Annotated in this window: 24 protein-coding genes and 2 pseudogenes; 7 read left to right on the top strand and 19 right to left on the bottom strand. The window is 62.6% G+C overall.

Features of this window, described 5'->3' with window-relative positions:
- Nucleotides 1-25 precede the first annotated feature (25 nt).
- Together KDD17_RS15120 and pip are read right to left on the bottom strand one after the other, a co-directional pair.
- Nucleotides 26-853, bottom strand: coding sequence for an ABC transporter substrate-binding protein (locus KDD17_RS15120; RefSeq protein WP_212704414.1), 828 nt, complete (start codon nucleotides 851-853; stop codon nucleotides 26-28).
- Nucleotides 850-1,820, bottom strand: a pseudogene (gene pip / locus KDD17_RS15115) (prolyl aminopeptidase). The gene KDD17_RS15120 and the pseudogene pip overlap by 4 nt, the downstream one beginning before the upstream one ends.
- Nucleotides 1,821-1,870: 50 nt before the next feature.
- On the opposite strand from pip, the gene ubiG reads away from it, so the two are divergent.
- Nucleotides 1,871-2,614, top strand: a complete 744-nt coding sequence (gene ubiG / locus KDD17_RS15110; protein ID WP_212704413.1) for a bifunctional 2-polyprenyl-6-hydroxyphenol methylase/3-demethylubiquinol 3-O-methyltransferase UbiG — start codon at nucleotides 1,871-1,873, stop codon at nucleotides 2,612-2,614.
- Here the strand turns inward: ubiG and KDD17_RS15105 are convergent.
- The 4 genes and pseudogenes from KDD17_RS15105 to KDD17_RS15090 form a co-directional block, all read right to left on the bottom strand.
- Complete coding sequence (locus KDD17_RS15105) at nucleotides 2,611-3,054, bottom strand: MarR family winged helix-turn-helix transcriptional regulator (protein ID WP_212704412.1); 444 nt, start codon at nucleotides 3,052-3,054, stop codon at nucleotides 2,611-2,613. The genes ubiG and KDD17_RS15105 overlap by 4 nt on opposite strands.
- Nucleotides 3,054-3,883, bottom strand: a pseudogene (locus tag KDD17_RS15100) (carbon-nitrogen hydrolase family protein). The gene KDD17_RS15105 and the pseudogene KDD17_RS15100 overlap by 1 nt, the downstream one beginning before the upstream one ends.
- On the bottom strand, nucleotides 3,883-4,140 hold the full coding sequence (gene grxC, locus KDD17_RS15095; protein ID WP_212704411.1) for a glutaredoxin 3: 258 nt from the start codon (nucleotides 4,138-4,140) through the stop codon (nucleotides 3,883-3,885). The pseudogene KDD17_RS15100 and the gene grxC overlap by 1 nt, the downstream one beginning before the upstream one ends.
- Before the next feature lie 34 nt (nucleotides 4,141-4,174).
- Entirely contained in the window at nucleotides 4,175-4,903 is a 729-nt protein-coding gene (locus tag KDD17_RS15090; protein WP_254796817.1) for a ComF family protein, read from the bottom strand.
- A 17-nt stretch (nucleotides 4,904-4,920) separates the two neighbouring features.
- Here KDD17_RS15090 and KDD17_RS15085 point away from each other — a divergent pair, with 17 nt between their 5' ends.
- A complete protein-coding gene (locus KDD17_RS15085; protein ID WP_212704410.1) occupies nucleotides 4,921-5,733 on the top strand; it encodes a methyltransferase domain-containing protein in 813 nt (270 codons plus the stop codon).
- A 59-nt stretch (nucleotides 5,734-5,792) separates the two neighbouring features.
- Nucleotides 5,793-6,848 carry a ferrochelatase gene (hemH, locus tag KDD17_RS15080; protein WP_431358159.1) on the top strand — a complete coding sequence of 352 codons (1,056 nt, stop codon included), beginning with the start codon at nucleotides 5,793-5,795 and terminating at the stop codon, nucleotides 6,846-6,848.
- A gap of 81 nt (nucleotides 6,849-6,929) precedes the next feature.
- On the opposite strand, the gene KDD17_RS15075 is transcribed toward hemH, so the two are convergent.
- A complete protein-coding gene (locus KDD17_RS15075) occupies nucleotides 6,930-7,109 on the bottom strand; it encodes a hypothetical protein (protein WP_212704408.1) in 180 nt (59 codons plus the stop codon).
- Nucleotides 7,110-7,251: 142 nt separating this feature from the next.
- Nucleotides 7,252-7,863 carry a L,D-transpeptidase gene (locus KDD17_RS15070; RefSeq protein WP_212704407.1) on the bottom strand — a complete coding sequence of 204 codons (612 nt, stop codon included), beginning with the start codon at nucleotides 7,861-7,863 and terminating at the stop codon, nucleotides 7,252-7,254.
- Nucleotides 7,864-8,020: 157 nt separating this feature from the next.
- On the opposite strand from KDD17_RS15070, the gene dalA reads away from it, so the two are divergent.
- Nucleotides 8,021-8,554, top strand: a complete 534-nt coding sequence (gene dalA, locus KDD17_RS15065; RefSeq protein ID WP_212704406.1) for a divisome-associated lipoprotein DalA — start codon at nucleotides 8,021-8,023, stop codon at nucleotides 8,552-8,554.
- A gap of 68 nt (nucleotides 8,555-8,622) precedes the next feature.
- On the opposite strand, the gene KDD17_RS15060 is transcribed toward dalA, so the two are convergent.
- The 7 genes from KDD17_RS15060 to hslO all read right to left on the bottom strand — a co-directional run bounded on the left by KDD17_RS15060 (nucleotide 8,623) and on the right by hslO (nucleotide 16,960).
- Complete coding sequence (locus KDD17_RS15060; protein ID WP_212704405.1) at nucleotides 8,623-9,123, bottom strand: L,D-transpeptidase family protein; 501 nt, start codon at nucleotides 9,121-9,123, stop codon at nucleotides 8,623-8,625.
- Between the two features lie 109 nt (nucleotides 9,124-9,232).
- On the bottom strand, nucleotides 9,233-10,450 hold the full coding sequence (locus KDD17_RS15055; RefSeq protein ID WP_212704404.1) for a class I SAM-dependent RNA methyltransferase: 1,218 nt from the start codon (nucleotides 10,448-10,450) through the stop codon (nucleotides 9,233-9,235).
- Nucleotides 10,451-10,489: 39 nt separating this feature from the next.
- Entirely contained in the window at nucleotides 10,490-12,307 is a 1,818-nt protein-coding gene (locus KDD17_RS15050; protein ID WP_254796974.1) for an ABC transporter ATP-binding protein, read from the bottom strand.
- Nucleotides 12,308-12,318: 11 nt separating this feature from the next.
- Nucleotides 12,319-14,163: an ABC transporter ATP-binding protein gene (locus KDD17_RS15045; protein WP_212704403.1), complete on the bottom strand. Its 1,845-nt coding sequence runs from the start codon at nucleotides 14,161-14,163 to the stop codon at nucleotides 12,319-12,321.
- Between the two features lie 67 nt (nucleotides 14,164-14,230).
- On the bottom strand, nucleotides 14,231-15,409 hold the full coding sequence (locus tag KDD17_RS15040) for a CCA tRNA nucleotidyltransferase (protein ID WP_212704402.1): 1,179 nt from the start codon (nucleotides 15,407-15,409) through the stop codon (nucleotides 14,231-14,233).
- On the bottom strand, nucleotides 15,385-15,981 hold the full coding sequence (locus KDD17_RS15035) for a CoA pyrophosphatase (protein ID WP_212704401.1): 597 nt from the start codon (nucleotides 15,979-15,981) through the stop codon (nucleotides 15,385-15,387). Before KDD17_RS15035 ends, KDD17_RS15040 begins: the two co-directional genes overlap by 25 nt.
- Before the next feature lies 1 nt (nucleotide 15,982).
- Nucleotides 15,983-16,960, bottom strand: a complete 978-nt coding sequence (gene hslO / locus KDD17_RS15030; RefSeq protein ID WP_212704400.1) for an Hsp33 family molecular chaperone HslO — start codon at nucleotides 16,958-16,960, stop codon at nucleotides 15,983-15,985.
- A gap of 69 nt (nucleotides 16,961-17,029) precedes the next feature.
- Here hslO and KDD17_RS15025 point away from each other — a divergent pair, with 69 nt between their 5' ends.
- The gene (locus KDD17_RS15025; RefSeq protein WP_212704399.1) at nucleotides 17,030-17,470 is read left to right on the top strand and encodes an NUDIX domain-containing protein; all 441 of its coding nucleotides are present in this window, start codon (nucleotides 17,030-17,032) and stop codon (nucleotides 17,468-17,470) included.
- On the opposite strand, the gene KDD17_RS15020 is transcribed toward KDD17_RS15025, so the two are convergent.
- The gene (locus KDD17_RS15020; RefSeq protein WP_212704398.1) at nucleotides 17,455-18,735 is read right to left on the bottom strand and encodes a PP2C family protein-serine/threonine phosphatase; all 1,281 of its coding nucleotides are present in this window, start codon (nucleotides 18,733-18,735) and stop codon (nucleotides 17,455-17,457) included. The genes KDD17_RS15025 and KDD17_RS15020 overlap by 16 nt on opposite strands.
- A gap of 136 nt (nucleotides 18,736-18,871) precedes the next feature.
- On the opposite strand from KDD17_RS15020, the gene KDD17_RS15015 reads away from it, so the two are divergent.
- On the top strand, nucleotides 18,872-19,204 hold the full coding sequence (locus KDD17_RS15015; protein ID WP_212704397.1) for an Hpt domain-containing protein: 333 nt from the start codon (nucleotides 18,872-18,874) through the stop codon (nucleotides 19,202-19,204).
- Here the strand turns inward: KDD17_RS15015 and KDD17_RS15010 are convergent.
- Both KDD17_RS15010 and ilvA read right to left on the bottom strand, forming a co-directional pair.
- Nucleotides 19,201-20,007: an SDR family NAD(P)-dependent oxidoreductase gene (locus KDD17_RS15010; RefSeq protein WP_212704396.1), complete on the bottom strand. Its 807-nt coding sequence runs from the start codon at nucleotides 20,005-20,007 to the stop codon at nucleotides 19,201-19,203. The two genes, KDD17_RS15015 and KDD17_RS15010, sit on opposite strands and share 4 nt — an antisense overlap.
- 10 nt (nucleotides 20,008-20,017) lie before the next feature.
- Nucleotides 20,018-21,250 carry a threonine ammonia-lyase IlvA gene (ilvA, locus tag KDD17_RS15005; protein WP_212704395.1) on the bottom strand — a complete coding sequence of 411 codons (1,233 nt, stop codon included), beginning with the start codon at nucleotides 21,248-21,250 and terminating at the stop codon, nucleotides 20,018-20,020.
- A gap of 102 nt (nucleotides 21,251-21,352) precedes the next feature.
- On the opposite strand from ilvA, the gene KDD17_RS15000 reads away from it, so the two are divergent.
- Nucleotides 21,353-22,570 carry an argininosuccinate synthase gene (locus KDD17_RS15000; RefSeq protein ID WP_212704394.1) on the top strand — a complete coding sequence of 406 codons (1,218 nt, stop codon included), beginning with the start codon at nucleotides 21,353-21,355 and terminating at the stop codon, nucleotides 22,568-22,570.
- Between the two features lie 71 nt (nucleotides 22,571-22,641).
- Here KDD17_RS15000 and KDD17_RS14995 read toward each other — a convergent pair whose 3' ends face one another.
- Complete coding sequence (locus tag KDD17_RS14995; RefSeq protein ID WP_212704393.1) at nucleotides 22,642-23,055, bottom strand: DUF7282 domain-containing protein; 414 nt, start codon at nucleotides 23,053-23,055, stop codon at nucleotides 22,642-22,644.
- Nucleotides 23,056-23,233: the final 178 nt, after the last annotated feature.

The raw sequence follows: 23,233 nt of genomic DNA, 5'->3' as shown, positions 1-23,233 counted from the left end.
GCCCGGGGGCGCCGGGATGCAAGGGCTAGGCCAGCCACCAGCGTAGGGGCGCGCGCAGGTCGTCGAAGGGCGCTGTGGTGCCGGTGACGGGAGGCAGGGCGATGGAGCGCGCGATGGCGTGGCCGTCAAACAGCGCGATATCGTCGAAACCGGTAAGCGGTGTGGCGTCGTCGATGTCTGCGCCGTCCACGAGGTATTCGGCCACGGCCTGCGCGCGCACGGGGGCGGCGGGGATCGAGACGAGCTCGACCGTGTCGAACCAGCCCGCCGCGCCATCCTTGCGGTGGGTCGCGGTACGGTCCGCGATCAGCTGCTGGCCGGGGGTGAAACGCCGCAGGGTATAAAGCCCCGTGCCGATGCCCGCATCCGGCGCGTGGGCCGGGCGCATCGGGAGGGTGGCAAGGGAGAAAGGCAGTGCGGGGTCGGGCCGGTCGAGCGTGACCTCAACGCCAAAGCGGCCCGTCGCGCGGGCTGTGCCTATCGCGGCAAGGCTGGCGGCGGCATCCTTTGCGGTGAAGGGCGCGCCGTCGTGAAAAACCGCATCCCGGCGCAGGTCAAAGCGCCAGCGGCGACCGGCATCGGCACTTCGCCACGCGGTCGCAAGATCGGGGCGCAGGGTGCCGTCGGCGGCGATTTCAGTCAGCGTCTCGTAGATCAGGCCGACGCGGGCGAGCCGCATGAACAGCCCCTCCCCCTGCGTCCAGCTATCGTCGCGCGCTGCCCCCGACACCGCCAACCGCAGGTGCCCACCGCGCGCGGGCAGCGGCCCGGCGCTGACGCCCGTAGCCGCCAGCAGGGCGGCGGCGGCACCGCTGGCGAACAGCGCGCGTCGGTCAAGGGGACGGCGGCTCATGTCAGCGCGATCCGGTCCATGGCGCGCACCAGCTCGGCTGAAATGCCCGGCTCGCTCAGCGCGTGGCCCGCGTTGCGGACCATCTTGAGCTCGCCGCGCGGCCAGTTGCGCGCGATTGCATAGGCGCTTTCGGGCGGGCAGATCATATCGTAACGGCCCTGCACGATGACGCCGGGGATATGCGCAATCCGGTCCATCTGCGCGAGGATTTGGCCGTCGTATTCAAGGAACCCGCCGTTGATGAAATAGTGATTCTCGAGCCGGGCAAAGGCGCGGGCGTATTCCCCCGGCCCCTCGATCATCTGCCCCGCCGAATGGATCGAGGCGAGCGCGTTTTCCCAGCCAGACCACGCGCGGGCATAGCGGGTCTGCTGCGTCATATCGTCGGAGAACAGGCGCCGGTGATAGGCGGCGATGTAGTCGCCACGCTCATCCTCGGGCACGAGGGCCGTGAACTTGGCCCAGACCTCGGGCCAGAATTTACCGGCACCGCCGCCGTAGAACCAGTCAAGCTCGGCCTGCGTCATCAGGAACACGCCGCGCAGCACCAGATTGCGCACGGCCTCCGGGTGCGTCTGGGCATAGATCAGCGACAGCGTCGCCCCCCAGCTGCCCCGAACACGACCCATTGGCCGATGCCCAGCGTTTCGCGGATCAGCTCGATGTCGCGCACCAGATGCCACGTCGTGTTGTCCTTGACCGACGCGTGGGGCCGCGAGCGGCCACAGCCGCGTTGATCGAACAGGACGATGCGGTAGCGAGCGGGATCGAAATAGCGCCGCATTGACGGGCTGCACCCGCCACCCGGCCCGCCGTGCAGCACGACGACGGGGATGCCGTCGGGATTGCCGCATTGCTCGACGTAGACTTCGTGCCCCTCGCCCACGTCCAGCATCCGCCGGTCGAACGGGTCGAGGGGCGGGTAAAGATACTGCACTGCGCGCTTTTGATCCGGGTGTTTGTCCATCGAGACCCTATATAGTACGAAACGCGACAATGAATACAGAGGATCCCGGAATGCAAGCGTCTCAAAGCACGGTCGATACCGGTGAAGTGGCCAAGTTCGAGGCGATGGCCGCAGAGTGGTGGGACCCCAACGGAAAATTCAAACCGCTGCACATGCTTAACCCCTGCCGTCTGGATTATATCACCAACCAGATTGCCGGAGAATTCGGGCGCGACCTGACTGCGCCCGCGCCGTTTGAAGGGTTGCGCATCCTCGACATTGGCTGCGGGGGCGGATTGCTGTCAGAGCCCATGGCGCGGCTGGGTGCCACCGTGGTGGGCGCAGATGCGGCGGCGGGCAATATCCCTGTGGCGCAGGTGCACGCGCGGCAATCGGGCTTGGACATCGACTATCGCCACACCACCGCCGAGGCGCTGGCCGAGGCGGGTGAGCAATTTGATGTGGTGTTGAATATGGAAGTGGTGGAACACGTCGCCTCCCCGATCTCGTATCTAACCGCGTGCCAGCGGTTGCTGAAATCCGGCGGCTTGCACATTTGCTCAACGCTCAACCGCAATCCAAAAAGCTATGTCGTGGCGATTATCGGGGCGGAGCATGTGATGCGCTGGTTGCCCAAGGGCACGCATGAATGGTCGAAATTCATCACGCCGGACGAGCTGTTTGCGCTGCTGGAGGAAGCGGGTCTGGAGCCTGTGGATCGCAAGGGATTCGTGTTCAATCCGGTGACCTGGACCTGGCGGCTGTCGGCGCGGGATTTAAGTGTGAACTACGTCACCGCCAGCCTGAAGCGCTAGCTGTCCTTTGTCATCTGGCGTCGAAGCTCGCGCAGCGCCGGGAGCGTGGCGCGCACCGTTTCTTCGCCCAGCTCATCGACGACCTGCGTGATCATCGGCGTGATCGAACTCAGCGCGGATTCGCGCGCCTGACGGCCCGCCGGGCTGATCGCGACCATCTTGCGGCGTGCATCGTCCCAATCGGGGCGCACGTGGATATAGCCCGCCCATTCGAGTTTATTGAGCGTGTTGGTCATCGCACCGCGCGTGACGTGAAACGTCTCTGCCAGCTGCGCCGGGGAGCGTTCCACCCCGCGCCATGCAAGGTGGTTGAGCACCGAGAAATGCGAAATTTCCATTCCCTTGGGCAGCACCTTGCTCAACCGGTTGCGCAGGATCTGATCCGTGCCGAGGATCTCGCTGAACAGTAGTATCGCGAGGGTATTTCGGTCGTCGGCCATCAGGGTCCCGTAAAGTTGCGGCTGTGGGTGAGGCTGGGCACGCGCGCGCGGGCGCGGTCGACCTCTTCTATCGCGATCTCGAACGGATATACCCCCGGCGCGGTGCCTGCGTCCAGCATGACCTCCCCCACGGGCTCACGACAAGTGAATGACCATAGGTTTCGCGGGGTTTATGGGCGGCGCTGGCGTGGGTGCCGCAGGTGGCGGGCGCGATGACGAAACACCCCGTTTCAATCGCGCGGGCGCGCAGCAGAGTGTGCCAATGCGCGGCCCCCGTCGTGGGGGAGAACGCCGACGGCACGGCAAGGATCTGCGCGCCCGCCTGCGCCAAGGCGTGATGCAGCGCAGGAAAGCGGACGTCGTAGCAGATCGTGAGGCCCAGCGTGCCGTGGGGGGTCTGCGCGACGACTGCGCGGCTGCCCGGACGATAGCCTGCCGATTCGCGGTAGCTCTCTGTCGCGCTTACGGTGACGTCGAACATGTGGATCTTGTCGTAGCGCGCGGCGATTTTGCCTTCGGGCGAGATCAGGAACGACCGGTTTGCGAAACGCCCGTCGGCATCGTCCGTCTTGAGCGCGAGAGAGCCGATCAGGACCCAGATGCCGTGGAGCTTCGCAGCATCGCGCAGGGCGGCAAGCGTGGGATCATCAGCCTCTGCATGCAGCACGGCGCGCTGGTGATCGCGGCTGGTCGAGACGATATTTGTGACCTCTGGCGTAAAGATCATCTGCGCGCCCGCCTGCGCGGCCTCGGCCACCATCGCCAGCGTGACCGGCAGGTTCGCCGCCGGATCATCGCTGACGTTGAGTTGCAGGATCGCGCCGCGCATCACGCGGCGAGCAACGCGTCCAGCTTGCCCGCCCGCTCCAGCGCGTTCAGGTCATCGTAGCCGCCAACGTGGGTTTCCCCGACAAAGATCTGGGGAACCGTGCGGCGGCCGTCGGCGCGTTCGATCATCTCGGACTTGCGATCGGGATTTGCGAGAACGTCCACTTCTGAAAAGCTTACGCCTTTTTGGTTCAGCAACCTTTTGGCTGCGTGGCAAAAGCCGCAAAGGGGTGATGTGTAGATTTCGACGGGCTGCATTTGGTCGGTCCTTTGATCTGGGTTGACCCCATATCTAGGTATCTTTCACCGCCCGCGCCAGTGTCACCACCCGAACCTCGCGGGCACCGGCCTCCAGGCAGGCCCATGTCGACGCGGTGAGTGTCGCGCCCGAGGTCATCACGTCGTCGACCAGCAGCACCGCGCGCCCCTCGATCACGGCGCCGTTGCGCGGATGGGGCGCGATGGTATTGGCAAGCGTGGCAAAGCGTTGCTCGCGCGATTTTCCGTCCAGAGATTGCGTTGCCCGGCGGCGCACCAGCGCATCCACGCAAAGCTCTGCCCCCAGTGCGCGGGCGGTTTGACGGGCCAGCAGGGCGGATTGGTTGTAACGCCGTTTCAACAGACGGCGCCAGTGCAGTGGAACGGGGATAACGAGTGTGTCGTCGGGCGCGCCCGCCCGCATCCGGCTTGCCATCCACAGACCTGCGGGGCGCGCGATTTCCTGTCGGTCGCCGTGTTTGAGCGACAGCACCAGCTTGCGCCCGACCCCGCCATAAACCAGCGCCGCGCGGCCTTGCACCCAGGGCGGTGGTGCCTGAAGACAGGCGTCGCAATGCAGCGTCTCGTCGTGACCACCGGGTGGCAATGGGGTGCTGCAACTTTCGCAGATGGTGATGCCGATGAACTGCGTCTCGCGCCAGCAGGCGGCGCACAGGCCAAAGTCACTGTCCACCAGCCCGCCGCAGGGGATACAGCGCGGCGGATAGATCAACGAGACGGCGGTTTGCAGTTGTGCCAGCACGGCCCTATATCCCCTTCATGACGAAACCAATGACCGATACCCACGCGCTCGCGCGTCACCGCGCCCGTGTCCACCGGGACGCGCTGTTTCTGCATGAGGCGGCTCTGGCCGAGGTTCAGGATCGGCTGGAGATGGTTAACAAATCGTTCACGGATGTGGCAATCGTGACGGGACATCCCGGTTTCTGGGCCGATGCCTTTCCTGCCGCGCGGATCGTGGCGGACACCGATACGCTGGATCTGACGCCGGGCAGCTGCGATCTGGTATTGCATATGATGGCGCTGCATTGGGCCAATGATCCGGTGGGGCAGCTGATCCAATGCCGGCGGGCGCTTCGTCCCGATGGGTTGATGATCTCTGTCAGTCTGGGGGGCGACACGTTGCAGGAATTGCGCCGCGCGCTGGGCGAGGCAGAGGTCGCGGTGACCGGGGGCCTGTCGCCGCGGATCGCGCCGCTGCCGGATCTGCGGGATCTGGGCGGGCTGTTGCAACGGGCGGGGCTGGCGCTGCCGGTGGCCGATACGGCTGTGATGACCGCCGAGTATCGCGATATCCGGCATCTTTGCCATGATCTGCGCGCCATGGGCGAGACCAACGCGCTGACAGCGCGTCAGCGTCATCCGACCCGCCGGGCCGTATTTGACCGTGCGCAGGAACTCTACGCGCAGCATTTTGCCACGCCGGCAGGACGGCTGCGGGCAAGCTATGAATTGCAGGTGCTGACCGGTTGGGCCCCGGACGATTCGCAGCAAAAGCCGCTGCGCCCCGGCTCTGCCCAGCAACGACTGGCGGATGCGCTGGCAGCGACCGAACAACCGCTGGCTGATTGACGCACCGGCAAATCTGTCTATGTGACAGCCAAACAACGCGGGATGGACCGATGAAAGACATGCAAGCCACTGTGAGCGAAGCCCGTCCCGCGCATGCGGATGACGACCACCCAAAGGTGCCGCGCCCGAAGATAGGGATCCTTGTCGGCAACCTCGGCACGCCGGATAACTACGACTATTGGTCGATGCGCCGCTATCTGGGGGAATTCCTGTCTGATCAGCGTGTCATCGACTATTCGCCTTGGCTGTGGCAGCCGCTGCTGCAGTTGATCATCCTGACAAAGCGGCCCTTCACCTCGGGTGCGGCGTATAAGTCGATCTGGAACGAGGAAGAGGGCGAGAGCCCGTTGATGACCATCACCAAAGCGCAGACCGCCAAGATCGCCAAGGAAATGCACGCCACCTACGGCGATACCGTCATGGTCGATTTCTGCATGCGCTACGGCAATCCATCGACCCCCAGCCGCGTGCGCAAAATGGTCGAGGCGGGTTGCCAGAAGATCCTGTTCTTCCCGCTCTATCCCCACTATGCCGGCGCGACGTCGGCCACCGCCTGCGACAAGTTCTTCGAGGCGTTGGGCAAGGAGAAATGGCAGCCGGCCGCGCGCACGGTGCAGCCCTATTTCGACCGCCCCGACTATATCGAGGCGCTGGCGCAATCGATCGAACGCAAGTACGCGGAGCTGGAAACGCGGCCCGACATCCTTGTTTGTTCCTACCACGGGGTGCCCAAACGCTACCTGATGGAGGGCGATCCCTACCATTGTCAGTGCCAGAAAACGACGCGTCTGCTGAAAGAACGGCTGGGCTGGGACGATACCGAGATCAAGACGACGTTCCAGTCGAAATTCGGCCCCGAAGAATGGCTCAAGCCCTATACTGTCGAAGAAGTCGCGCGGCTGGCCGAAGCGGGCAAGAAGAACATCGCTGTCTGCGCCCCGGCTTTTTCGGCCGATTGCATCGAAACGCTGGAAGAGATCAACGAAGAGATTTTTGAAAGCTTCGAGGAAGCGGGCGGCGAGCATTTCACCTATATTCCCTGCCTCAACGACGATGACGCGCATATCACCGCGCTTTCGAATGTGATCCGCGAGAACCTGATGGGCTGGGTCTGAGGGCCCTTCACCCACCTGCGGGACGTAAAAAAGGCGGCACAGGATGCCGCCTTTTTAGATCTTACAACCGATGAGGTTGAATTAGTCTGCCAGAGCTGCGGCAACCAGGACCAGCAGCAGGATTGGGACCAGAACGCCAGCGGAAGAGCTGGTAGCTTCTTCAACGATGACGGGCGCTTCGATGACTGGGTCTGCCAGGGAGCCGGCGGAAGCAGCGGAAGCGGCAGCTGTCAGAGCAGCGGCGAGAACGAGTTTTTTCATAGTATATCCTCCAGGATTTCGTGCGACGCATTTCTCAGTACGACGCACACAAAGACTTACCTCGTGAGATTTTTCTAACCAGCAATCCTCGGAAAAGAAAACATGCATTCAGCAAACCACACGCCGTCCCGACAAAATGTCGTCAAATAAGCAACACTTGCGTGCCGACATTTGCCATCTCGTAGAGCTCTTCGATATGCTCGTTGTAGAGCCCGATGCAGCCGTTAGACGACCGGCGCCCGATCTTGCGCGTGTCATGCGTGCCGTGAATACGGTAATACGTCCAGCTTAGGTGAAGTGAGCGTGTTCCCAAGGGGTTATCAGGCCCCGGCCCGATGAATGACGGCCATTCGGGATTGCGCTTGAGCATCGAGGGTGTCGGACGCCACGACGGGTTGGGATCCTTCAGGGTCACGCGGGTGCGGCCCCGGCGCGTCAATTCCTGCGTCAAAGGCACGCTCGACGGGAACAACCGGTAAATGCTCTGATCTTCGGACCAGTAGTGCACGGCGCGGCTGTCGATATCGACAAGAATCGCCCCGTTGCGTGTGTTGTCGAAATAGGGACGCCAATCCAGCGTGCGAAAGCTGGAGATGTTGCGGCGCACGACTTCGCTGAGATCGCGTTCGTTTTCTGTCGTCGCTTGGCTGTTTACCGCCGATGTGGATTGCGCCACGGCAGGTGCGGCCAGCAACGATGCGCTGCCGGCGAGAAAGGCGCGGCGGCTCTGATTCTTGAAGTTTTCGTGTGACATGTCTGTCTCCGATCCAAAACTGATACCCCCGGTATAGTGCCGCAAAGCCACGTTTTCAAATCAAACCACGGCTCTGCGCCCGTCTCACGGTGAAGTGCATTTGAACTGTTGCAGCGCAGCATGTATTGCACCGGAAATGCTTGCGTGGAGTATCAGCATGATCCGTGTTCTTTCTGCCCTGTTTGCCGCCATGATGCTTCTGGCGGCCTGTCAGCCGGCGGCGCCGACGCTTGGCTCGGATGGCCAGCCTGTGCCGCGCGCCTACAAGATTACCGCGCGTGAGGCGGATCAGATCCCATTCCGCATGCTTGATTCGGTCAACACCCTGCGTGGCGCGTCGGGGCTTGTCCCGCTACAGCTCAATTCACAGCTGACTGCTGCCGCGGCAACTCACTCCCGCGACATGCAGGTACAGAACCGTCCGTGGCACTTCGGGTCCGACGGGTCCTCCCCGCTCGACCGGGTTCAGCGGGTGGGCTACTCGGGTCAACTGGTGGGAGAGGTCATTTCAGAGACATATGAGACCGAGTTGGAAACCCTGGGGGCCTGGATGGCGCAACCCGACACACGCCGGATCATCATGTCGCCCGAAGCAAGGGATATGGGATTCAGCTGGTTCCAGGAATCCAATGGCAAGATCTGGTGGACGCTGGTGATGGGTGCTCCGCAGGGCAGCGGTTTCGGCACCTGAGACTATTCAAAGCGCTTTGAAAGCAACGCCGCGCGGAGAGTTCCTCCCGCGGCGTTTTTCGTAGCATGTCAGGGATTTATTGCGATGGGCGTGCCGTCATTGACCATCGCATACACCTTTTCCATCTCTTTGTTGTCGATGGCGATGCAGCCCCAGGTCCAGTCACCCTTGTCGCGCCGGAAGGGAACTTTCTGACCGTGGATGAAGATATCGCCGCCTGGCTTCTTGCCCATTGCTGCGGCCTTTGCCCGGTCTTCAGCGTTCGGATAGGAGATCCCGAGCGACAGATGGAAGCGACTGTTGGGATTGCGGCGGTTGATGTAATAGACACCCTCGGGCGTGCGCCCGTCGCCTTCGATCTCCTTATGCCCTTCCGGGGCAAACCCCAGCCGGACGTCATATTGCTCCAGCACACGACCCTCGTTGAGCAGGAACATCTTCCGCTCGGCCTTGTTGACGACGATGCCCGTAACCTCGGGCCCGTTGTAGCGTTGGAATTTGCTTGGGGCGCTGCATGCGCCAAGGGTCAGCATTGCCGCCCCACCTGTCATCAGATGTCTACGTTTCATGTGCCTGCCACCTATCCGTTTTCGGACTATTGTTGGTGTACACGATAGCAAAAGCGCACTGTTTCACAAAGACGTCATCGTCAGGTATCGGCCATTTGTTGCGACACTGTCACGTCAGGGTAAACTGCGCGGCCAATTCCGTATGCGCCGACCAGCGAAACTGATCCACCGGCTGCACCCAGTCGAGCCTATACCCCGCAGAAATCAGTATGTTGGCGTCCCGCGCGAATGTCACTGGATTGCACGAGACAAAAGCGATGCGCGGCACCTGTGCGCGGGCAATTTCGGCTGTCTGTGCTTCGGCACCGGCGCGCGGCGGATCAATGACCACAGCGTCGATCTTTTTGAATTCATCCGGCAGCAGCGGGCGGCGGAAGAGATCGCGGGCGACCGCGCGCAGTGTCTTGAGACCCTTGGCCTGTCGCCATCCGTGATCGAGCGCGGCTATCATGTCGGCACTGCCTTCAACTGCCGTCACCTCGGCACCGCGCGCCAAAGGCAGCGCAAAGGTGCCACAGCCGGCAAAAAGATCGACGATGCGGGCAGCTTCTCCAACGGCCTCGGTTACCGCACGGCGCAGGCTTTCTTCGCCGTGTACCGTCGCTTGCAGGAACCCGCCGGGTGGCGGGGTGACCCCGATCCCGTCAAAACGTACGACGGGCGGGGTGCGCTGGGCGACGGTCTCATCCTCCCACGTTAACCGGTCACAGCCGTGCGCCTCACAAATCGCGGCGAGCGTTTGACGCAGCGGACCGTCGAGGGTTTTGCCACCGGTCACGGAGACATCAAGCCCACTTTCCCCAACCGTCACGGTCAATGCCAAAGGCGCCTTGCGGCTGGCTCCCGAGATGGCCAGGGCTTCGGCCAGTGGGATCGCGGGCATCAGCGCGGAGTCGAGCAACTGGCAATCGGGGATCTCGATGATCGTGCCGGAGGCGCGTCCGTGAAAGCCCACCATCGCACCCTTCTTGGTCCGGCGCGCGGCGAGGGTTGCCCGGCGGCGACTATTGCGCGGAGAGGTCACGATAGGACGAACCTCGGCCTCGATCCCCTGAGCGCCCAGCGCGCGGATTATCCCGTCGGTCTTCCATGCTGCCACCAACGGATCGGCGGCATGCTGCAACTGACACCCGCCGCAGGATTTGAAATGCCGACACGGCGGGCTGACCCGATCCGCCGAGGGCGTCAGGATACGAATATCGCTCAGCTGATCGCCCTGCGGCGTGGCAGAGATCACCTCGCCCGGCAGGGTCATGGGCGCGAACAAGGGGCCGGGGGCGATCCCGTCGCCGTGCTGGCCCAGACGTTGGATTGTGTATTCGGTCATGCCCCTGCCCTACTGCGGGCGGTCGCATAAAACCAGACCCTATTCCGCGGCCTTCAGATCCAGAAAGCCGCCCGACTGACTATCCCAATACTGCGCATAGAGGCCGCGCAGTGCCAGCAGTTCCGCGTGCGTGCCCTGTTCGGCAATGCGCCCCTGATCGAGCACGACGATGCGGTCCATCTCCTTGAGCGTCGACAGGCGGTGCGCGATGGCCATGACGGTCTTGCCTTCCATCACACGTTCAAGCGCGGATTGGATCGACGCCTCGACCTCGCTGTCCAGCGCGCTTGTCGCCTCGTCCAGCACAAGGATCGGCGCGTCCTTGATGATCGCGCGGGCGAGCGCGATACGCTGGCGTTGACCGCCCGAAAGCTTCACACCCCGCTCGCCCAGATGCGCGTCATAGCCGGTGCGACCCTTGTGATCCTGCAACCCTTCGATGAATTCATGCGCCTCGGCTTTCTTGGCGGCATCGATCAGATCCGCCTCGCTCGCGTCGGGGCGCCCGTAAAGGATGTTGTCGCGGGCGGAGCGGTTGAACATCGCGGTTTCCTGCGTGACCATCGCGATATTGCGGCGCAGGCTTTCCTGCGTGACCTCGCGAATATCCTGCCCGTCGATGGCGATGCGCCCGCGCTCCGCCTCGTAGAGCCGCAGCATCAGAGCCACCAGCGTGGATTTCCCGGCGCCCGACGCGCCTACCACGCCCAGCTTTTCGCCCGCGCCGATGCGCAGGTTGATCCCTTGGATACCGCCACTGTCGCGTCCGTAGGCAAAACCCAGATCCTCGATCACGACCTCGCCGTGTGCTGCGTCCAGCTCCCGCGCGTCGGGGGCGTTTTCGAGCCTGACACGAGGCGTAAGCGTGCGCATCCCGTCCTCGATCTCTCCGATGTTGGAATAGATCGCCATGAGCGTGAAGCTGACCCAACCGGTCATCTGCGCAATCCGGATCGAGATGGCCCCAGCCGCGGCAATGTCTCCTGCGCTCGCCAACCCGCGCTGCCACAGCAGGATCGTCGCACCGATAAGCAGCACCGGTAGCACGCCCGCAAGGCTCATCAGGCAGAAACGAAACCCGGCAGAGAGATAGCCGAACTCCAGCGCGCGGTCGCGAAAGCCCGCCATGGCGCCCAGCGCCGCGCGGTCCTCGTGTTCGTGATGGGCGAACAGCTTGACCGTCTTGATGTTGGTGATCGTATCGACAACCTGCCCCGACACCAGCGCCCGCGCCCCGGCCCGCGCGGCGGAACGCGCACGGATACGCGGCAAAAACCAGCGAATGAGCCCGAAGTAGAGACACAACCAGACCGCCAAACCGATGGAAACCCACCAGTTGATCCCACCCAAGAGCAGGACCGACCCGACGAGGGAGGCCAGCGCAAAAGCCACCACATTGATGACCTCAGAAGCGACATCGGTGACGGCACGCGCGGCCTGCATCTGTTTCTGGGCGATGCGCCCGGCAAAATCATCGTCGAAGAAACTGACATTCTGGCCCAGCGACCAGCGGTGGAGGCGCGACAGGACCAGCGGATTCACATTTGGTTGCACGACAATGGCGTTGGCCGCTGACGACAGGCCGAACATCACCGGGCGCGCGACGAGGAAAAACAGCGCCGCCGCCGTGATCAGACCCGCGTTGGTCGCGGTAAAGAACGCATCCGGCCCGCCTGCCACAGCCGCATCGATCACCCAGCCGAGGAAGAGCGCGGAGCCCACCTCCAACGCGCCCGCACCGGCGCTGAGCACGCCAGCGATGATCAGCGCGGGCCACGCCCCCGACAGGCACCAGCCCATGAACGCGCCCAGCGTTTGCGGCGGTGGCCCGTCGGCGGGGCGGAAGGCATCGATCATCTTGAGCGGGTTCACGGCGTATCATCCTCGTCAGCATTCAGGAACCCGCCCGACTGGCGCGCCCAGAATTGGGCATATAGCCCGTCCTGCGCCAAAAGCGCGTCGTGATCGCCGTCCTCCACGATGCGCCCCTCGTCGAGCACCAGAATCCGATCCATCTGCGCGATGGTGGACAGGCGGTGCGCGATGGCGATGACCGTCTTGCCCTCCATCATCTGGTAAAGCGTGGATTGGATCGCGGCCTCAACCTCGCTGTCGAGCGCGCTTGTCGCCTCGTCCAGCAACAGAATCGGCGCGTCTTTGAGGATCACCCGCGCGAGCGTGATCCGCTGGCGCTGACCTCCAGAAAGCTTCACGCCCCGCTCACCCACCCGCGCGGCATAGCCTTCGTTCCCTTCGGGGTCTTGCAGATCGAGGATGAAGTCATGCGCCTGCGCCTCATGCGCGGCGGCGATGATCGCGGCCTCATCCGCGTCGGGACGCCCGTACAGGATGTTTTCGCGCACCGAGCGGTGCAGCAGCGCACTGTCCTGTTGCACCATGCCGATCTGGCGGCGCAGGCTGTCCTGGGTCACGTGAGTGATGTCCTGCCCGTCGATCAGGATGCGGCCCTGCTCGGCGTCGTAGAACCGTAGCAGTAGTTTCACCAACGTGGATTTACCCGCACCCGACCGGCCAACCAGCCCGATCTTTTGCCCAGCGGGGATTGTGAGCGTCACATCCTCAAGCCCGCCGCGCCCGCGCCCGTAGTGATGCGAGAGCCCGTCAAGCTCGATCCGCCCGTCGGTCAGCTCCAAGGGTTTGGCGCCCGGGGCATCGACCAGCGTGATCGGCTGGGCAATCGTCTGCATCCCCTCGGCCACGACACCCAGCTGCCGGAAAAACGCCGACAGCGCCCACATGATCCACGCCGTCATCGAATTGAGCCGGAGAGTCAGCGCCGTGGCCGCCGCGACCGTGCCGACGCTTGCCGTGCCCTGCATCCACAGCGCCAGCGCCCAACCGACAACACCAACGATCAGCAGACCGTTGAGCGCGACGAGGCACATATCCATCACCGTGAAAATCCGCTGCTCAATCTGGAAGGTGCGACGGGCCTCTTCGATGGCCTCCTTGGCGTAGAGCTCTTCACGGTCGTGGTGGGCGAACATCTTGACCGAGTGGATATTGGTGTAAGCGTCCACCACACGCCCCGTCACCGCCGAGCGCGCGTCAGACGCCGCCTGCGAGGCCGGGCCGATGCGCGACAGCGCCCAGCGCGACAGGGCAAGGTAGAGGGCGAACCAGATCACCAGCGGGATCAACAGCCGCGGGTCGGCGTTGGTCAGCAGGATTGCAGCACCAATGAGATAGGCGAGCGAAAAGGAGATCGCGTCGAATGTCTGAAACACGACCTCCCCTGCGGCGGGCGGGGTTTGCATGATACGGTTGGCAATGCGACCGGCAAAGTCATTCTCGAACCAGCCCACGGACTGCCTGAGAACCTGACGGTGCGCCCGCCAGCGGATAAGCGTGCCGAAATTGGGCATAATGGCGTTGTTAATCAACGCCACGTCCAGACCCTGAAGAATCGGACGCAGAAACACGATAAATACCGCGACGGCGATCAGTTCGGCGCCGTAGGTGTCCCAAACAACCTGTGGCCCTTGCTCCAGCAAATCGACAACGCGCCCCATGTAATAGATCAGACCGACCTCGATCGCGGCAACGATGATCGACATCACGCCAGTGGCGATGAACACCCCACGAAACGGCTTGCTGTATCCCATGAAGAACGGGAACAGCCGTTGTGGCGGGCGATCCTCTGCCGGGTAATCACAGTAGGGGTCAATAAGATTTTCAAAGAATCGCAGCATTCCGCACCCGAAAATTGTCTTTGGGTGTTCATATCGCGCTTAGGGCGCAAAAGGCTACGCCACTGCCCTATTTGGTTGAGCGGTCCAACAATGCTGCGCGGTCCAGCGTGAAGCCCGACGCGATCCATATCGCGCGCAGCCGGGAGAGTTCAGCGCCCAGCGCAGGGCCGGCAAAGGCGGGCATCAGATCCTGTGCGGCGACGGGGAAACGCTGGCGCGCGGCATGGCGAATGGTGTTGAGCGCCGCGGCGTCCGGCGGCATCTCTGACAGTGCTGCGCTGAACAGGTGCTGACGGATAGCGGCGGTTTCGCCGTGAGCAAAAGCGGTCTCTAATAGGGATGTTCCGTCACTAATCGCTGCCCTCAGTACCGCCAGCTCTTTGGTATCCGCGCGCGACAGGCGCAGGCGGTCCGGCACGTCCTGCCCACCCAGCGCGGCGAGGCGCAGCAGCCAATCGGGCGGGAGGCCAAGCCGGGCTTCGCCGTCAATGACCAGCAGCGCCAGCTTTGCATCCGCGCCGGGCAGAAGCGTTTGCAGAACGCCCGTTTGCCCCATCGCGCCCATCGCGGTCGAGGGGTCGGGCGCGGTGAGCAATTTGGTTATCTCCGCGCCAATCCGTTCGGCAGAAAGTGTCTCTAACCCGGCAAGGTTGGCGGCGATGGCGGCAAGTGCATCGGCGTCCATGCCGCGCGTATCGTCGCCGTACCACGCGTGAAAGCGGAAATAGCGCAGCGCGCGCAGGTAATCCTCGCGGATGCGGCGGTCGGCGTCCTCGATAAATCGCACGCGGCGGGCGTGCAGATCGGGCAGGCCCCCCAGCGGATCAATCACCCGCCCGTCGGGATCGGCATAAAGCGCGTTCATCGTGAAATCCCGGCGGCGCGCATCCTCGGCCAGATCGGTGGAAAATGCGACAACGGCGCGGCGCCCGTCGGTTTCGACGTCGCGGCGAAATGTCGTGACCTCATAACCCACGCCGTCGGCGACGACAGTGATGGTGCCATGATCAATGCCGGTGGGCACGGGTTTGAGCCCTGCGGCGGTCGTTAGCTCAATCACCCTTTCTGGCAGCGCGTCAGTGGCGATATCCACGTCGCTGACCGGCGCGCCCAGCAGCGCGTCGCGCACACAGCCGCCAACAAAACAGGCCCTGAACCCCGCATCGGTCAACGCGCGGCAGACGGCTTGCGTACCGGGATCATGCAGCCAGGGCGCGTCGATCAATTCTGAAGAGTCTCGGACCATGCCCGCAACATACGCGCGGTCGCGCCCCAGATGTAGTAGGGACCGTATGGCACAACAAAATAGTGGCGTTTCTGCCCGCGCCAGCGCCGGGATTCCACGATATAGTTCGCGGGATCGAGTACGTGATCGAGCGGCACGGCAAAGACTTCTTCGACCTCGCCGGGCTCAGGCACGATATCGAACGGCGATTTGACCACACCGATCACAGGGGTAACGGAAAAGCTGGTGACGGTTTCATGCGGCGCCAGCGTGCCAAGCACCTCGACATTGTCGGGATGCAGGCCGATTTCCTCATGCGCTTCGCGCAGGGCGGCGGCGATCACATCCGCATCGCTCTCGTCTTGCTTGCCACCGGGGAAGGCGATCTGGCCGGGATGGTGTTTCAACGCGGCAGAGCGTTTGGTCAGCAGCAGCGACAGCGCATCACCGTTCCGCACAATCGGGGCAAGCACACCGGCTGGGCGCAGCTTGCGCCCTTCTGGCAGAACGGTGTCGGGGTTCAGATCAAAGTCAGACGAGCCAATACCGGTCTGCGCCAGGCGCGCGCGAAAATGGTCGATCCTGTGGTCCACCTCAGGATGTCTCGGCCTCGAACCCGACGGATTTGGGATCCAACACGTAATGTGCGCCGCAGAACTGGCAGTCTGCGGTGACCTCGCCCTCGTCCGTGGTCATCGTCTCGATATCGGCGGCGGAATAGATCGACAGGCTTTGCCGGACGCGGTCCTCGGAACAGGTGCAGCCAAAGTGTACGCGCTGGCGATCGTAAACGCGCGGGCGTTCTTCGTGAAACAACCGCAGCAGCACGCCGGACGGCTCAAGCGAAGGGCCGATGAGCTCAAGATCGTCGACGGTGTCGAGCAGGATGTTGGCGCGGTTCCAGTTCTCCCGCTCGTCGCCCTGCACCAGATCCTCGGCTTGCAGAACCTCGCCGCTGCCCTCCCCCTGGGCGGCAAATGGCGACGCTTTTGGCATGTGCTGCAGCATAACACCACCGCCACGCCAGTGTTCCTCGCCGCCCGCTTCGGTGGATTTGCCAAAGCTGAGTTCAAACCGTGTTGGCAGCTGTTCGGACTGGGCAAAATACGCTTCGGCAGCTTTTGCGAGACTGCCACCGACCAGCGGCGCGATCCCTTGATAGGGTGTCATGCCCTTGCCTTGGTCGATCATCACCGCAAAATACCCCTCACCGATCTGGTCGATGGGCGCGCCATCGGTCAGCTTGTCCCGGTCAAAGCTGGCGTAGCCACGGATACGGGCGGGACCACCCTCCTTTTCCGGACCGTAGTAATCGGTCGCGATCATGCGCACGGGCCCCTTTGACTGCACCTGCAACGACAGCTTCCACCGCAGCTTGATCGTCTGGCCGATCAGCGCGGTGAGCAATGCCATCTCAGCCACCAACGCCTCGACCTGCGGCGGGTAATCGTGCTGTTCAAGGATTCCGCCCAGTGCCGTATCAAGCCGCGCGATGCGGCCACGAATGTCGGAGGCATCGAGCTGAAAGGGCAGGACCGTATCGTCCCAGTCGGTGATGGGGGCGTCTGTCATGGGGCATTCCTAATGTCGCGTGTCGGCACTATGTAGGGCGGATCAGCCTGAACCAAAAGGGGGCACCCCATGATCCGCCGTATCGGACCGCCACCGCTGCCATCGCAGCGCTATATCCGCAGGCCGGGCGCCTACGCGATCCTGCCGTTGAAAGGTCGGTTCCTGCTGACGGCTGAAACCGGCAACGGCATCGATATCCAGCTTCCCGGTGGCGGGATCGATCCGGGCGAAAGCCCGGTTCAGGCCCTGCACCGCGAAGTGCGCGAAGAGCTTGGCTGGACAATTGCACGACCCCGACGCCTGGGCGCCTTCAGACGTTTTGTCTATATGCCGGAATACGATCTGTGGGCCGAGAAGATCTGCCATGTCTACGTGGCGCATCCCGTGCGCCAGATCCACGCCCCGACAGAGCCGCTGCACGAAACGCTCGTGCTGTCCGCGGATGACGCCATCGCGGTTCTGGGCAACGAGGGCGACCAAATGTTCATGACGCGCTATGCCTTTGGCTGAGGCGCGTATTCAAACAGAATGGCGGAAACATCGTCGGGGAAATCGTCGCTGCCATTGAACTCCGTCAGTTTCCAGATCAGTGCTTCCAGAAACGGCGGGCCAGACACCTCCCTGAGGGAGTTCATCAGGTCGGTGAGGCCCTCTTCCTCAAGCAGGGCGCCATCGGGGCCAGGACATTCGGTCACACCGTCGGACAGGATCAGCATGCGGTCACCGGGCGTCAGATCGAATTCGAACGCTTCGAACTGCACCCCTGACAGCAGACCCACGGGAAAACCGCCGGGACCAAAATGGTCGATCCGCCCGTCGCGACGCTGCACCGCCGGATGCGGGTGGCCAGCCTGACACAGGGTCACCCGGCCGGTGCCCAGCGCGACATGGCCCAGCAACAGAGTAAAATAATGCTCTGTCTCCATCTCGTCGAGCACAAGATCATTCATTTCGGCCACGACGAGGTCGGGCGCACGCGGGCGCAGGGCGCCCCGTGCGTCACGCTCCAACGCCACATTCTGATCGGGCGCCGCACTGGAAAGATAACCCGCAAGACGCGCCGTCATCAGCGCAGAGCTGATCCCGTGGCCGGAGACATCAATCGCAAAGAGCCCCAGATGATCGGCGCCCGCGTCGAAAAAGCCGACAAGATCGCCCCCCACATGACCCGACGAACGGAGCATCAACGATAGATTCCCGGCGTCGAATTGGCGAAATCGTTCGCGAATGAGGCTCTGTTGCAGACGTTTCGCTTCTTGGAGGTCCTTGTCGATGTGGTCGTGCAGGCGCTGCAACTCATCAAGCGTCTCGCTAAGCGCGCGATTGCTCATGGCCATATTGCGCTGCAATTCCAGCAGTCGTTCCCCTGCGGTAATGCGCGCACGCAGTTCGTTGCTATCGACGGGTTTGGTCAGGAAATCATCGGCCCCGCTGTCGAGACCGTGCGCGACCTCCGCCTTTTCTGATTTGGTGGTCAGCAGGATGAAGTAGCAATAGGGTGCCTCCGCATCCGCGCGCACGCGGCGACACAGTTCAGGTCCGCTCATCCCCGGCATGACCCAATCGCTGAGCACCAGATCCGGGCGCAACGCACAAATCTTGTCCAGCGCCTCATCGCCCGAGGCAGCCTCGGTCACTTGAAACCCCCAACGGGTCAGGGATGCCGTCAGGATCTTGCGCTGCAGACGGCTGTCATCAACCACCAGCACATGGCGGATCGCACCCTCGTGCAGGGCGGGGATTGGGTCTGAAGAGCACTGTGCAGGGGTCAGCATAAACGTCCGATCCTCAAAGGTAGGACCGTCCTAGTCCGGTGGCCGTTAACACCGTGTGAAATGCAAAAAGCCCTCGAAACTTATCACGCTCTGTTAAGAGGTTTGTTCTATCAACGCGCAACTCATGGAGGGCGCGATGATTGATTGGGATCGGATCAAAAGCTTGCAGGACGAAATCGGGCCGGAGGTATTTCCCGATATTGTCACCCTGTTTATCGATGAGGTGTCCGAAACGATAGGGCGCCTGCGCGATACGCCTGATCTGGAAACGCTGGGCGCGGATCTGCACATGCTGAAAGGGTCGGCGATGAACCTCGGCTTCACCAGTTTTTCGGAGCTGTGCCAGAGCGGTGAAAGCCGCGCGATGGAGGGGCGTGCCGAAGAAATCGCCATCGCCCCGATCCTGGAAAGCTTTGAGGAGTCAAAGCTGGTCTTTCTCGCGGGTCTTGAGAATGGGCAGGGCCGTTAAACCAGCTTGTAAAAGCTTGAGACCTCGATCCCGCCCTGCTCTGCCAGTGCCTTTGCGCGCAGCATCTGCATGCCCTTGATCCAGCGCGCCGGATCGGCCCCGCGCAGGGCGTTGTATTTGCCCACATCAGGGTGCGGCAGGATGACGAAGGTTTCGTCGGCAACACCCTGCCAGACCGTCTGCGCCACCTGATCGGCAGTCAGCAGATTGCCCGCCGCATCCCGGTCACCCAGACCGATCAGCGGCGTGGCGACATATTGCGGACACACGACCGACACGCCGATGCCGTCCGCCTCATGGGTGATCTTGAGCGATTCGGCAAAGCTGACGGCGGCGTGTTTGGTCGCGGAATAGGCCGCATCGCCGATCTGGTTGAGCAGCCCCGCGGCAGAGGCGACATTCACGAAATACCCCGAACCCCGCGCGATCATCGCGGGCAGCAGCGCCCGCGCGGCCCAGACATGGGCCATGACGTGCACGTTCCAGTTCAGCATCCAATCGGCATCCGGCGCGGACGCCGCGTGGGAGGGATCTCCGCGCCCTAAACCGGCGTTTGAGACAAATATGTCCACCGGCCCGTGTAGTTTTTCAGCGGCGCCAATCGCCGCGATGATTTGTGCCTCTTGCGAAACATCGCAGACGACGGCGATGCCGCCGATCTCTTGTGCCAGCGTTTGGGCCGCATTGAGGTTCAGATCCGCGATACAAACCCGCGCACCGGCCCCCGCCGCACGGAGGGCGAGCGCGGCGCCAATGCCCGACGCGCCCCCGGTGATGACCATGCTTTTGCCGCTGATGTCCATGAATCCCTCCCTAGATGACGAACTGGGCCACGGTCTCATCATTGGTGATATCTGTATAGGTAAACCCGGCGTCATCCATCGCCGCGAACATCGGGGCAAAGTTGCCGGGATCGTCGGTTTCGATCCCGATCAGGACCGAGCCGAAGTTGCGCGCCGATTTCTTCATGTACTCAAATCGGGTGATATTGTCCTGCGGACCCAGCAGATTGAGGAAATCCTTGAGCGCGCCGGGGCGCTGCGGCAGGCGCAGGATGAAATATTTGATCAGGCCGGAGTAGCGCTGGGCGCGTTCCTTCACTTCCGGCAGACGTTCGAAATCGAAATTGCCTCCGGTGGCAACGCAGACAGCCGTTTTGCCCCTGATGACCTCGCGCACCTCGTCGAGCACGTTGATACTCATCGCGCCTGCGGGTTCAAGCACGATGCCCTCGACATTAAGCATTTCGACGATGGTGGTGCAGATACGGTCATCGCTTAGGTGCACGACGCTTTCGCGCGGCACGTCGCGCAACCATTCAAAGGTGCGCGCGCCGATCTTGGCGACTGCGGCGCCGTCGACAAAATTCCCGATGGGCGACAGATCGACCGGCGCACCCGCTTGCAACGCGGCATCAAGAGAGGGCGCCGCCGTTGGCTCAACGTAGGTCCAGCCACAGCGATCCCCGAAAAACCCGCGCATCCCGGCAGACAATCCGCCCCCACCCACGGGCAGGATAATATGATCTGGCAAAGCGCCCAACTGATCCTCTATCTCCACCGCGACGGAGGCCTGCCCCTCGATCACGTCGTCGTCGTCGAAGGGCGACAGGAAGTACGCACCTTCCTCCGCGCAAAAGGCCTGCGCGGCCTTGAGGCATAAGTCGAAATAGTCACCGACCAGACGGACTTCGATATTGTCGCCGCCGAACATCTTGGTTTTCTGAATCTTTTGCTGCGGCGTCGTCACCGGCATGAAGATCACACCGCGTACACCAAAATGGCTGCACATGAACGCAACGCCCTGCGCGTGATTGCCCGCACTGGCGCAGACAAACAGCGATTGCTCCGCCACACGCTTGCGCATGGCGTTGAACGCGCCGCGCAGCTTGTAGGATCGCACCGGGCTGAGGTCTTCGCGCTTGAGCCAGATGTCGGCGTCGTACCGCTCCGACAACATCTCGTTGCGCAACAGAGGTGTCGCGGGGAACACCCCGCGCATCGCACGGGTCGCGGCAATTGCCGCCATCTGGAAGTCTTCGCTCATGGTGCCGGGCCCCTCTGCAATGGCCTGTCATAGCCCGATCAACCTTGCCGTGCGACACAAAAACCGATAACGACCGCGCGAAACCCGACAAAGGAAAAACAGATGTCCGCGCCCAAGAAAGTCGTGCTCGCCTATTCCGGCGGTCTTGATACCTCGATCATCCTGAAGTGGCTGCAAACCGAATATGGCTGCGAGGTCGTGACCTTTACCGCCGATCTGGGACAGGGCGAAGAGCTGGAGCCAGCGCGCGCCAAGGCCGAGATGATGGGCGCGTCCGAGATCTATATCGAGGACGTGCGCGAGGAATTCGTGCGTGACTTCGTGTTCCCGATGTTCCGCGCCAATGCGCTTTATGAGGGTCTGTATCTGCTGGGCACCTCGATCGCGCGACCGCTGATTTCCAAACGTCTGGTCGAGATCGCGGCAGAGACCGGCGCCGACGCCGTGGCCCACGGCGCAACCGGTAAGGGCAACGATCAGGTCCGCTTTGAACTCGCCGCCTACGCGCTCAACCCCGACATCAAGGTGATCGCGCCCTGGCGGGAGTGGGATTTGTCCAGCCGGACCAAACTGCTGGAATTCGCGGAGCAAAACCAGATCCCCGTCGCCAAGGACAAGCGCGGCGAGGCCCCGTTTTCGGTGGATGCCAACCTGCTGCACACCTCCTCCGAGGGCAAAGTGCTGGAAGATCCGGCAGAACCCGCGCCTGATTACGTCTACCAGCGCACGGTTGCCCCCGAAGATGCGCCGGACACGCCCGAATTCATCGAAGTCGGCTTCGAGCGCGGCGATGCCGTGTCGATCAATGGCGAAGCGATGAGCCCTGCGACGATCCTGACCAAGCTTAACGAGCTGGGCGGCAAACACGGGATCGGGCGTCTGGATTTTGTCGAAAACCGATTTGTAGGGATGAAATCGCGCGGCATCTACGAGACGCCGGGCGGCACCGTCCTTCTGGAAGCGCACCGCGGGATCGAACAGATCACACTGGATTCGGGCGCGGGCCACCTCAAGGACAGCCTGATGCCGCGCTACGCTGAGCTGATCTATAACGGTTTCTGGTTCTCGCCAGAGCGTGAGATGCTGCAGGCCGCCATCGACAAGAGCCAGGAGCACGTCACCGGCACGGTGCGTCTGAAACTCTACAAAGGGGCGGCGACCTGCGTGGGTCGCTGGTCGGATCACAGTCTCTATTCCGAGGCGCATGTGACGTTCGAGGACGACGCCGGCGCTTACGATCAAAAAGACGCGGCAGGCTTTATCCAGTTGAATGCACTGCGTCTGAAGCTGCTGGCGGCGCGCAATCGCCGGATGAAATAATAAGCTGCACACATGAAAAGGCCCGCCGTGTCCTCTGACGCGGCGGGCCTTTCTTTGTAAAAGTTTGGCGCTTAATCGGCGGTAATGACGGTCATTACCAGCTTGTCATCAATGCGGATCGGGCCGTCTTCCTTCGCACCGAGAGTGTATTCGAACACGCCGGTTGCCGTGCCGCCCTGTTCCGCGTGAACCATCAGCATCAGCATGTCACCCGATGCGACCTCTTCCTGCAGGATGGCGGCGACGTCGGCGGTTTCACCGGCACGCAGCGGCGCGTAGGCGACGACGGGGCCCGGTTTCATCTCGGCGTCGGTCCGGTGGACCACCAGCCAGCCGTTTTCGGCAGCAACAACCTTGGAGGCGCTTACGACGCCGTTCGAGACGTCCTGATTGGCCGCTTCAACCATCGGTGTGGCGTGACCGGCGGCGCTGGCGATACCAGCGGACAGGGTAAGGGCGAGGGCAGCTGTGATAAACGTCTTCATTGAAACACTCCTTGTGCGTTTGTTCTGCTAGACCCACGGGCGGCCAGGCAGGAAAGTTTCAAAAAAAATTGGCCCGGGGGGATGACACCCCGGACCACGCACTCGTTACCGCAAATTTGTTAGCACTGCCCCAAGTGTAAGGGGCGACATCTTTAACATGCATGAATATCTAGGCGAA

Source organism: Sulfitobacter albidus (assembly GCF_018200035.1).
GTDB classification, from domain to species: Bacteria; Pseudomonadota; Alphaproteobacteria; order Rhodobacterales; family Rhodobacteraceae; genus Sulfitobacter; species Sulfitobacter albidus.
This window is presented reverse-complemented; position numbering and strand designations above follow the sequence as displayed.

What these genes read in the sequence shown, in the direction of transcription:
- KDD17_RS15120 (WP_212704414.1), bottom strand. Translation starts at nt 853, where the DNA reads ATGAGCCGCCGTCCCCTTGACCGACGCGCGCTGTTCGCCAGCGGTGCC.
- ubiG (WP_212704413.1), top strand. Translation starts at nt 1,871, where the DNA reads ATGCAAGCGTCTCAAAGCACGGTCGATACCGGTGAAGTGGCCAAGTTC.
- KDD17_RS15105 (WP_212704412.1), bottom strand. Translation starts at nt 3,054, where the DNA reads ATGGCCGACGACCGAAATACCCTCGCGATACTACTGTTCAGCGAGATC.
- grxC (WP_212704411.1), bottom strand. Translation starts at nt 4,140, where the DNA reads ATGCAGCCCGTCGAAATCTACACATCACCCCTTTGCGGCTTTTGCCAC.
- KDD17_RS15085 (WP_212704410.1), top strand. Translation starts at nt 4,921, where the DNA reads ATGACGAAACCAATGACCGATACCCACGCGCTCGCGCGTCACCGCGCC.
- hemH (WP_431358159.1), top strand. Translation starts at nt 5,793, where the DNA reads ATGCAAGCCACTGTGAGCGAAGCCCGTCCCGCGCATGCGGATGACGAC.
- KDD17_RS15075 (WP_212704408.1), bottom strand. Translation starts at nt 7,109, where the DNA reads ATGAAAAAACTCGTTCTCGCCGCTGCTCTGACAGCTGCCGCTTCCGCT.
- KDD17_RS15070 (WP_212704407.1), bottom strand. Translation starts at nt 7,863, where the DNA reads ATGTCACACGAAAACTTCAAGAATCAGAGCCGCCGCGCCTTTCTCGCC.
- dalA (WP_212704406.1), top strand. Translation starts at nt 8,021, where the DNA reads ATGATCCGTGTTCTTTCTGCCCTGTTTGCCGCCATGATGCTTCTGGCG.
- KDD17_RS15060 (WP_212704405.1), bottom strand. Translation starts at nt 9,123, where the DNA reads ATGAAACGTAGACATCTGATGACAGGTGGGGCGGCAATGCTGACCCTT.
- KDD17_RS15055 (WP_212704404.1), bottom strand. Translation starts at nt 10,450, where the DNA reads ATGACCGAATACACAATCCAACGTCTGGGCCAGCACGGCGACGGGATC.
- KDD17_RS15050 (WP_254796974.1), bottom strand. Translation starts at nt 12,307, where the DNA reads ATGATCGATGCCTTCCGCCCCGCCGACGGGCCACCGCCGCAAACGCTG.
- KDD17_RS15045 (WP_212704403.1), bottom strand. Translation starts at nt 14,163, where the DNA reads ATGCTGCGATTCTTTGAAAATCTTATTGACCCCTACTGTGATTACCCG.
- KDD17_RS15040 (WP_212704402.1), bottom strand. Translation starts at nt 15,409, where the DNA reads ATGGTCCGAGACTCTTCAGAATTGATCGACGCGCCCTGGCTGCATGAT.
- hslO (WP_212704400.1), bottom strand. Translation starts at nt 16,960, where the DNA reads ATGACAGACGCCCCCATCACCGACTGGGACGATACGGTCCTGCCCTTT.
- KDD17_RS15025 (WP_212704399.1), top strand. Translation starts at nt 17,030, where the DNA reads ATGATCCGCCGTATCGGACCGCCACCGCTGCCATCGCAGCGCTATATC.
- KDD17_RS15020 (WP_212704398.1), bottom strand. Translation starts at nt 18,735, where the DNA reads ATGCTGACCCCTGCACAGTGCTCTTCAGACCCAATCCCCGCCCTGCAC.
- KDD17_RS15015 (WP_212704397.1), top strand. Translation starts at nt 18,872, where the DNA reads ATGATTGATTGGGATCGGATCAAAAGCTTGCAGGACGAAATCGGGCCG.
- KDD17_RS15010 (WP_212704396.1), bottom strand. Translation starts at nt 20,007, where the DNA reads ATGGACATCAGCGGCAAAAGCATGGTCATCACCGGGGGCGCGTCGGGC.
- ilvA (WP_212704395.1), bottom strand. Translation starts at nt 21,250, where the DNA reads ATGAGCGAAGACTTCCAGATGGCGGCAATTGCCGCGACCCGTGCGATG.
- KDD17_RS15000 (WP_212704394.1), top strand. Translation starts at nt 21,353, where the DNA reads ATGTCCGCGCCCAAGAAAGTCGTGCTCGCCTATTCCGGCGGTCTTGAT.
- KDD17_RS14995 (WP_212704393.1), bottom strand. Translation starts at nt 23,055, where the DNA reads ATGAAGACGTTTATCACAGCTGCCCTCGCCCTTACCCTGTCCGCTGGT.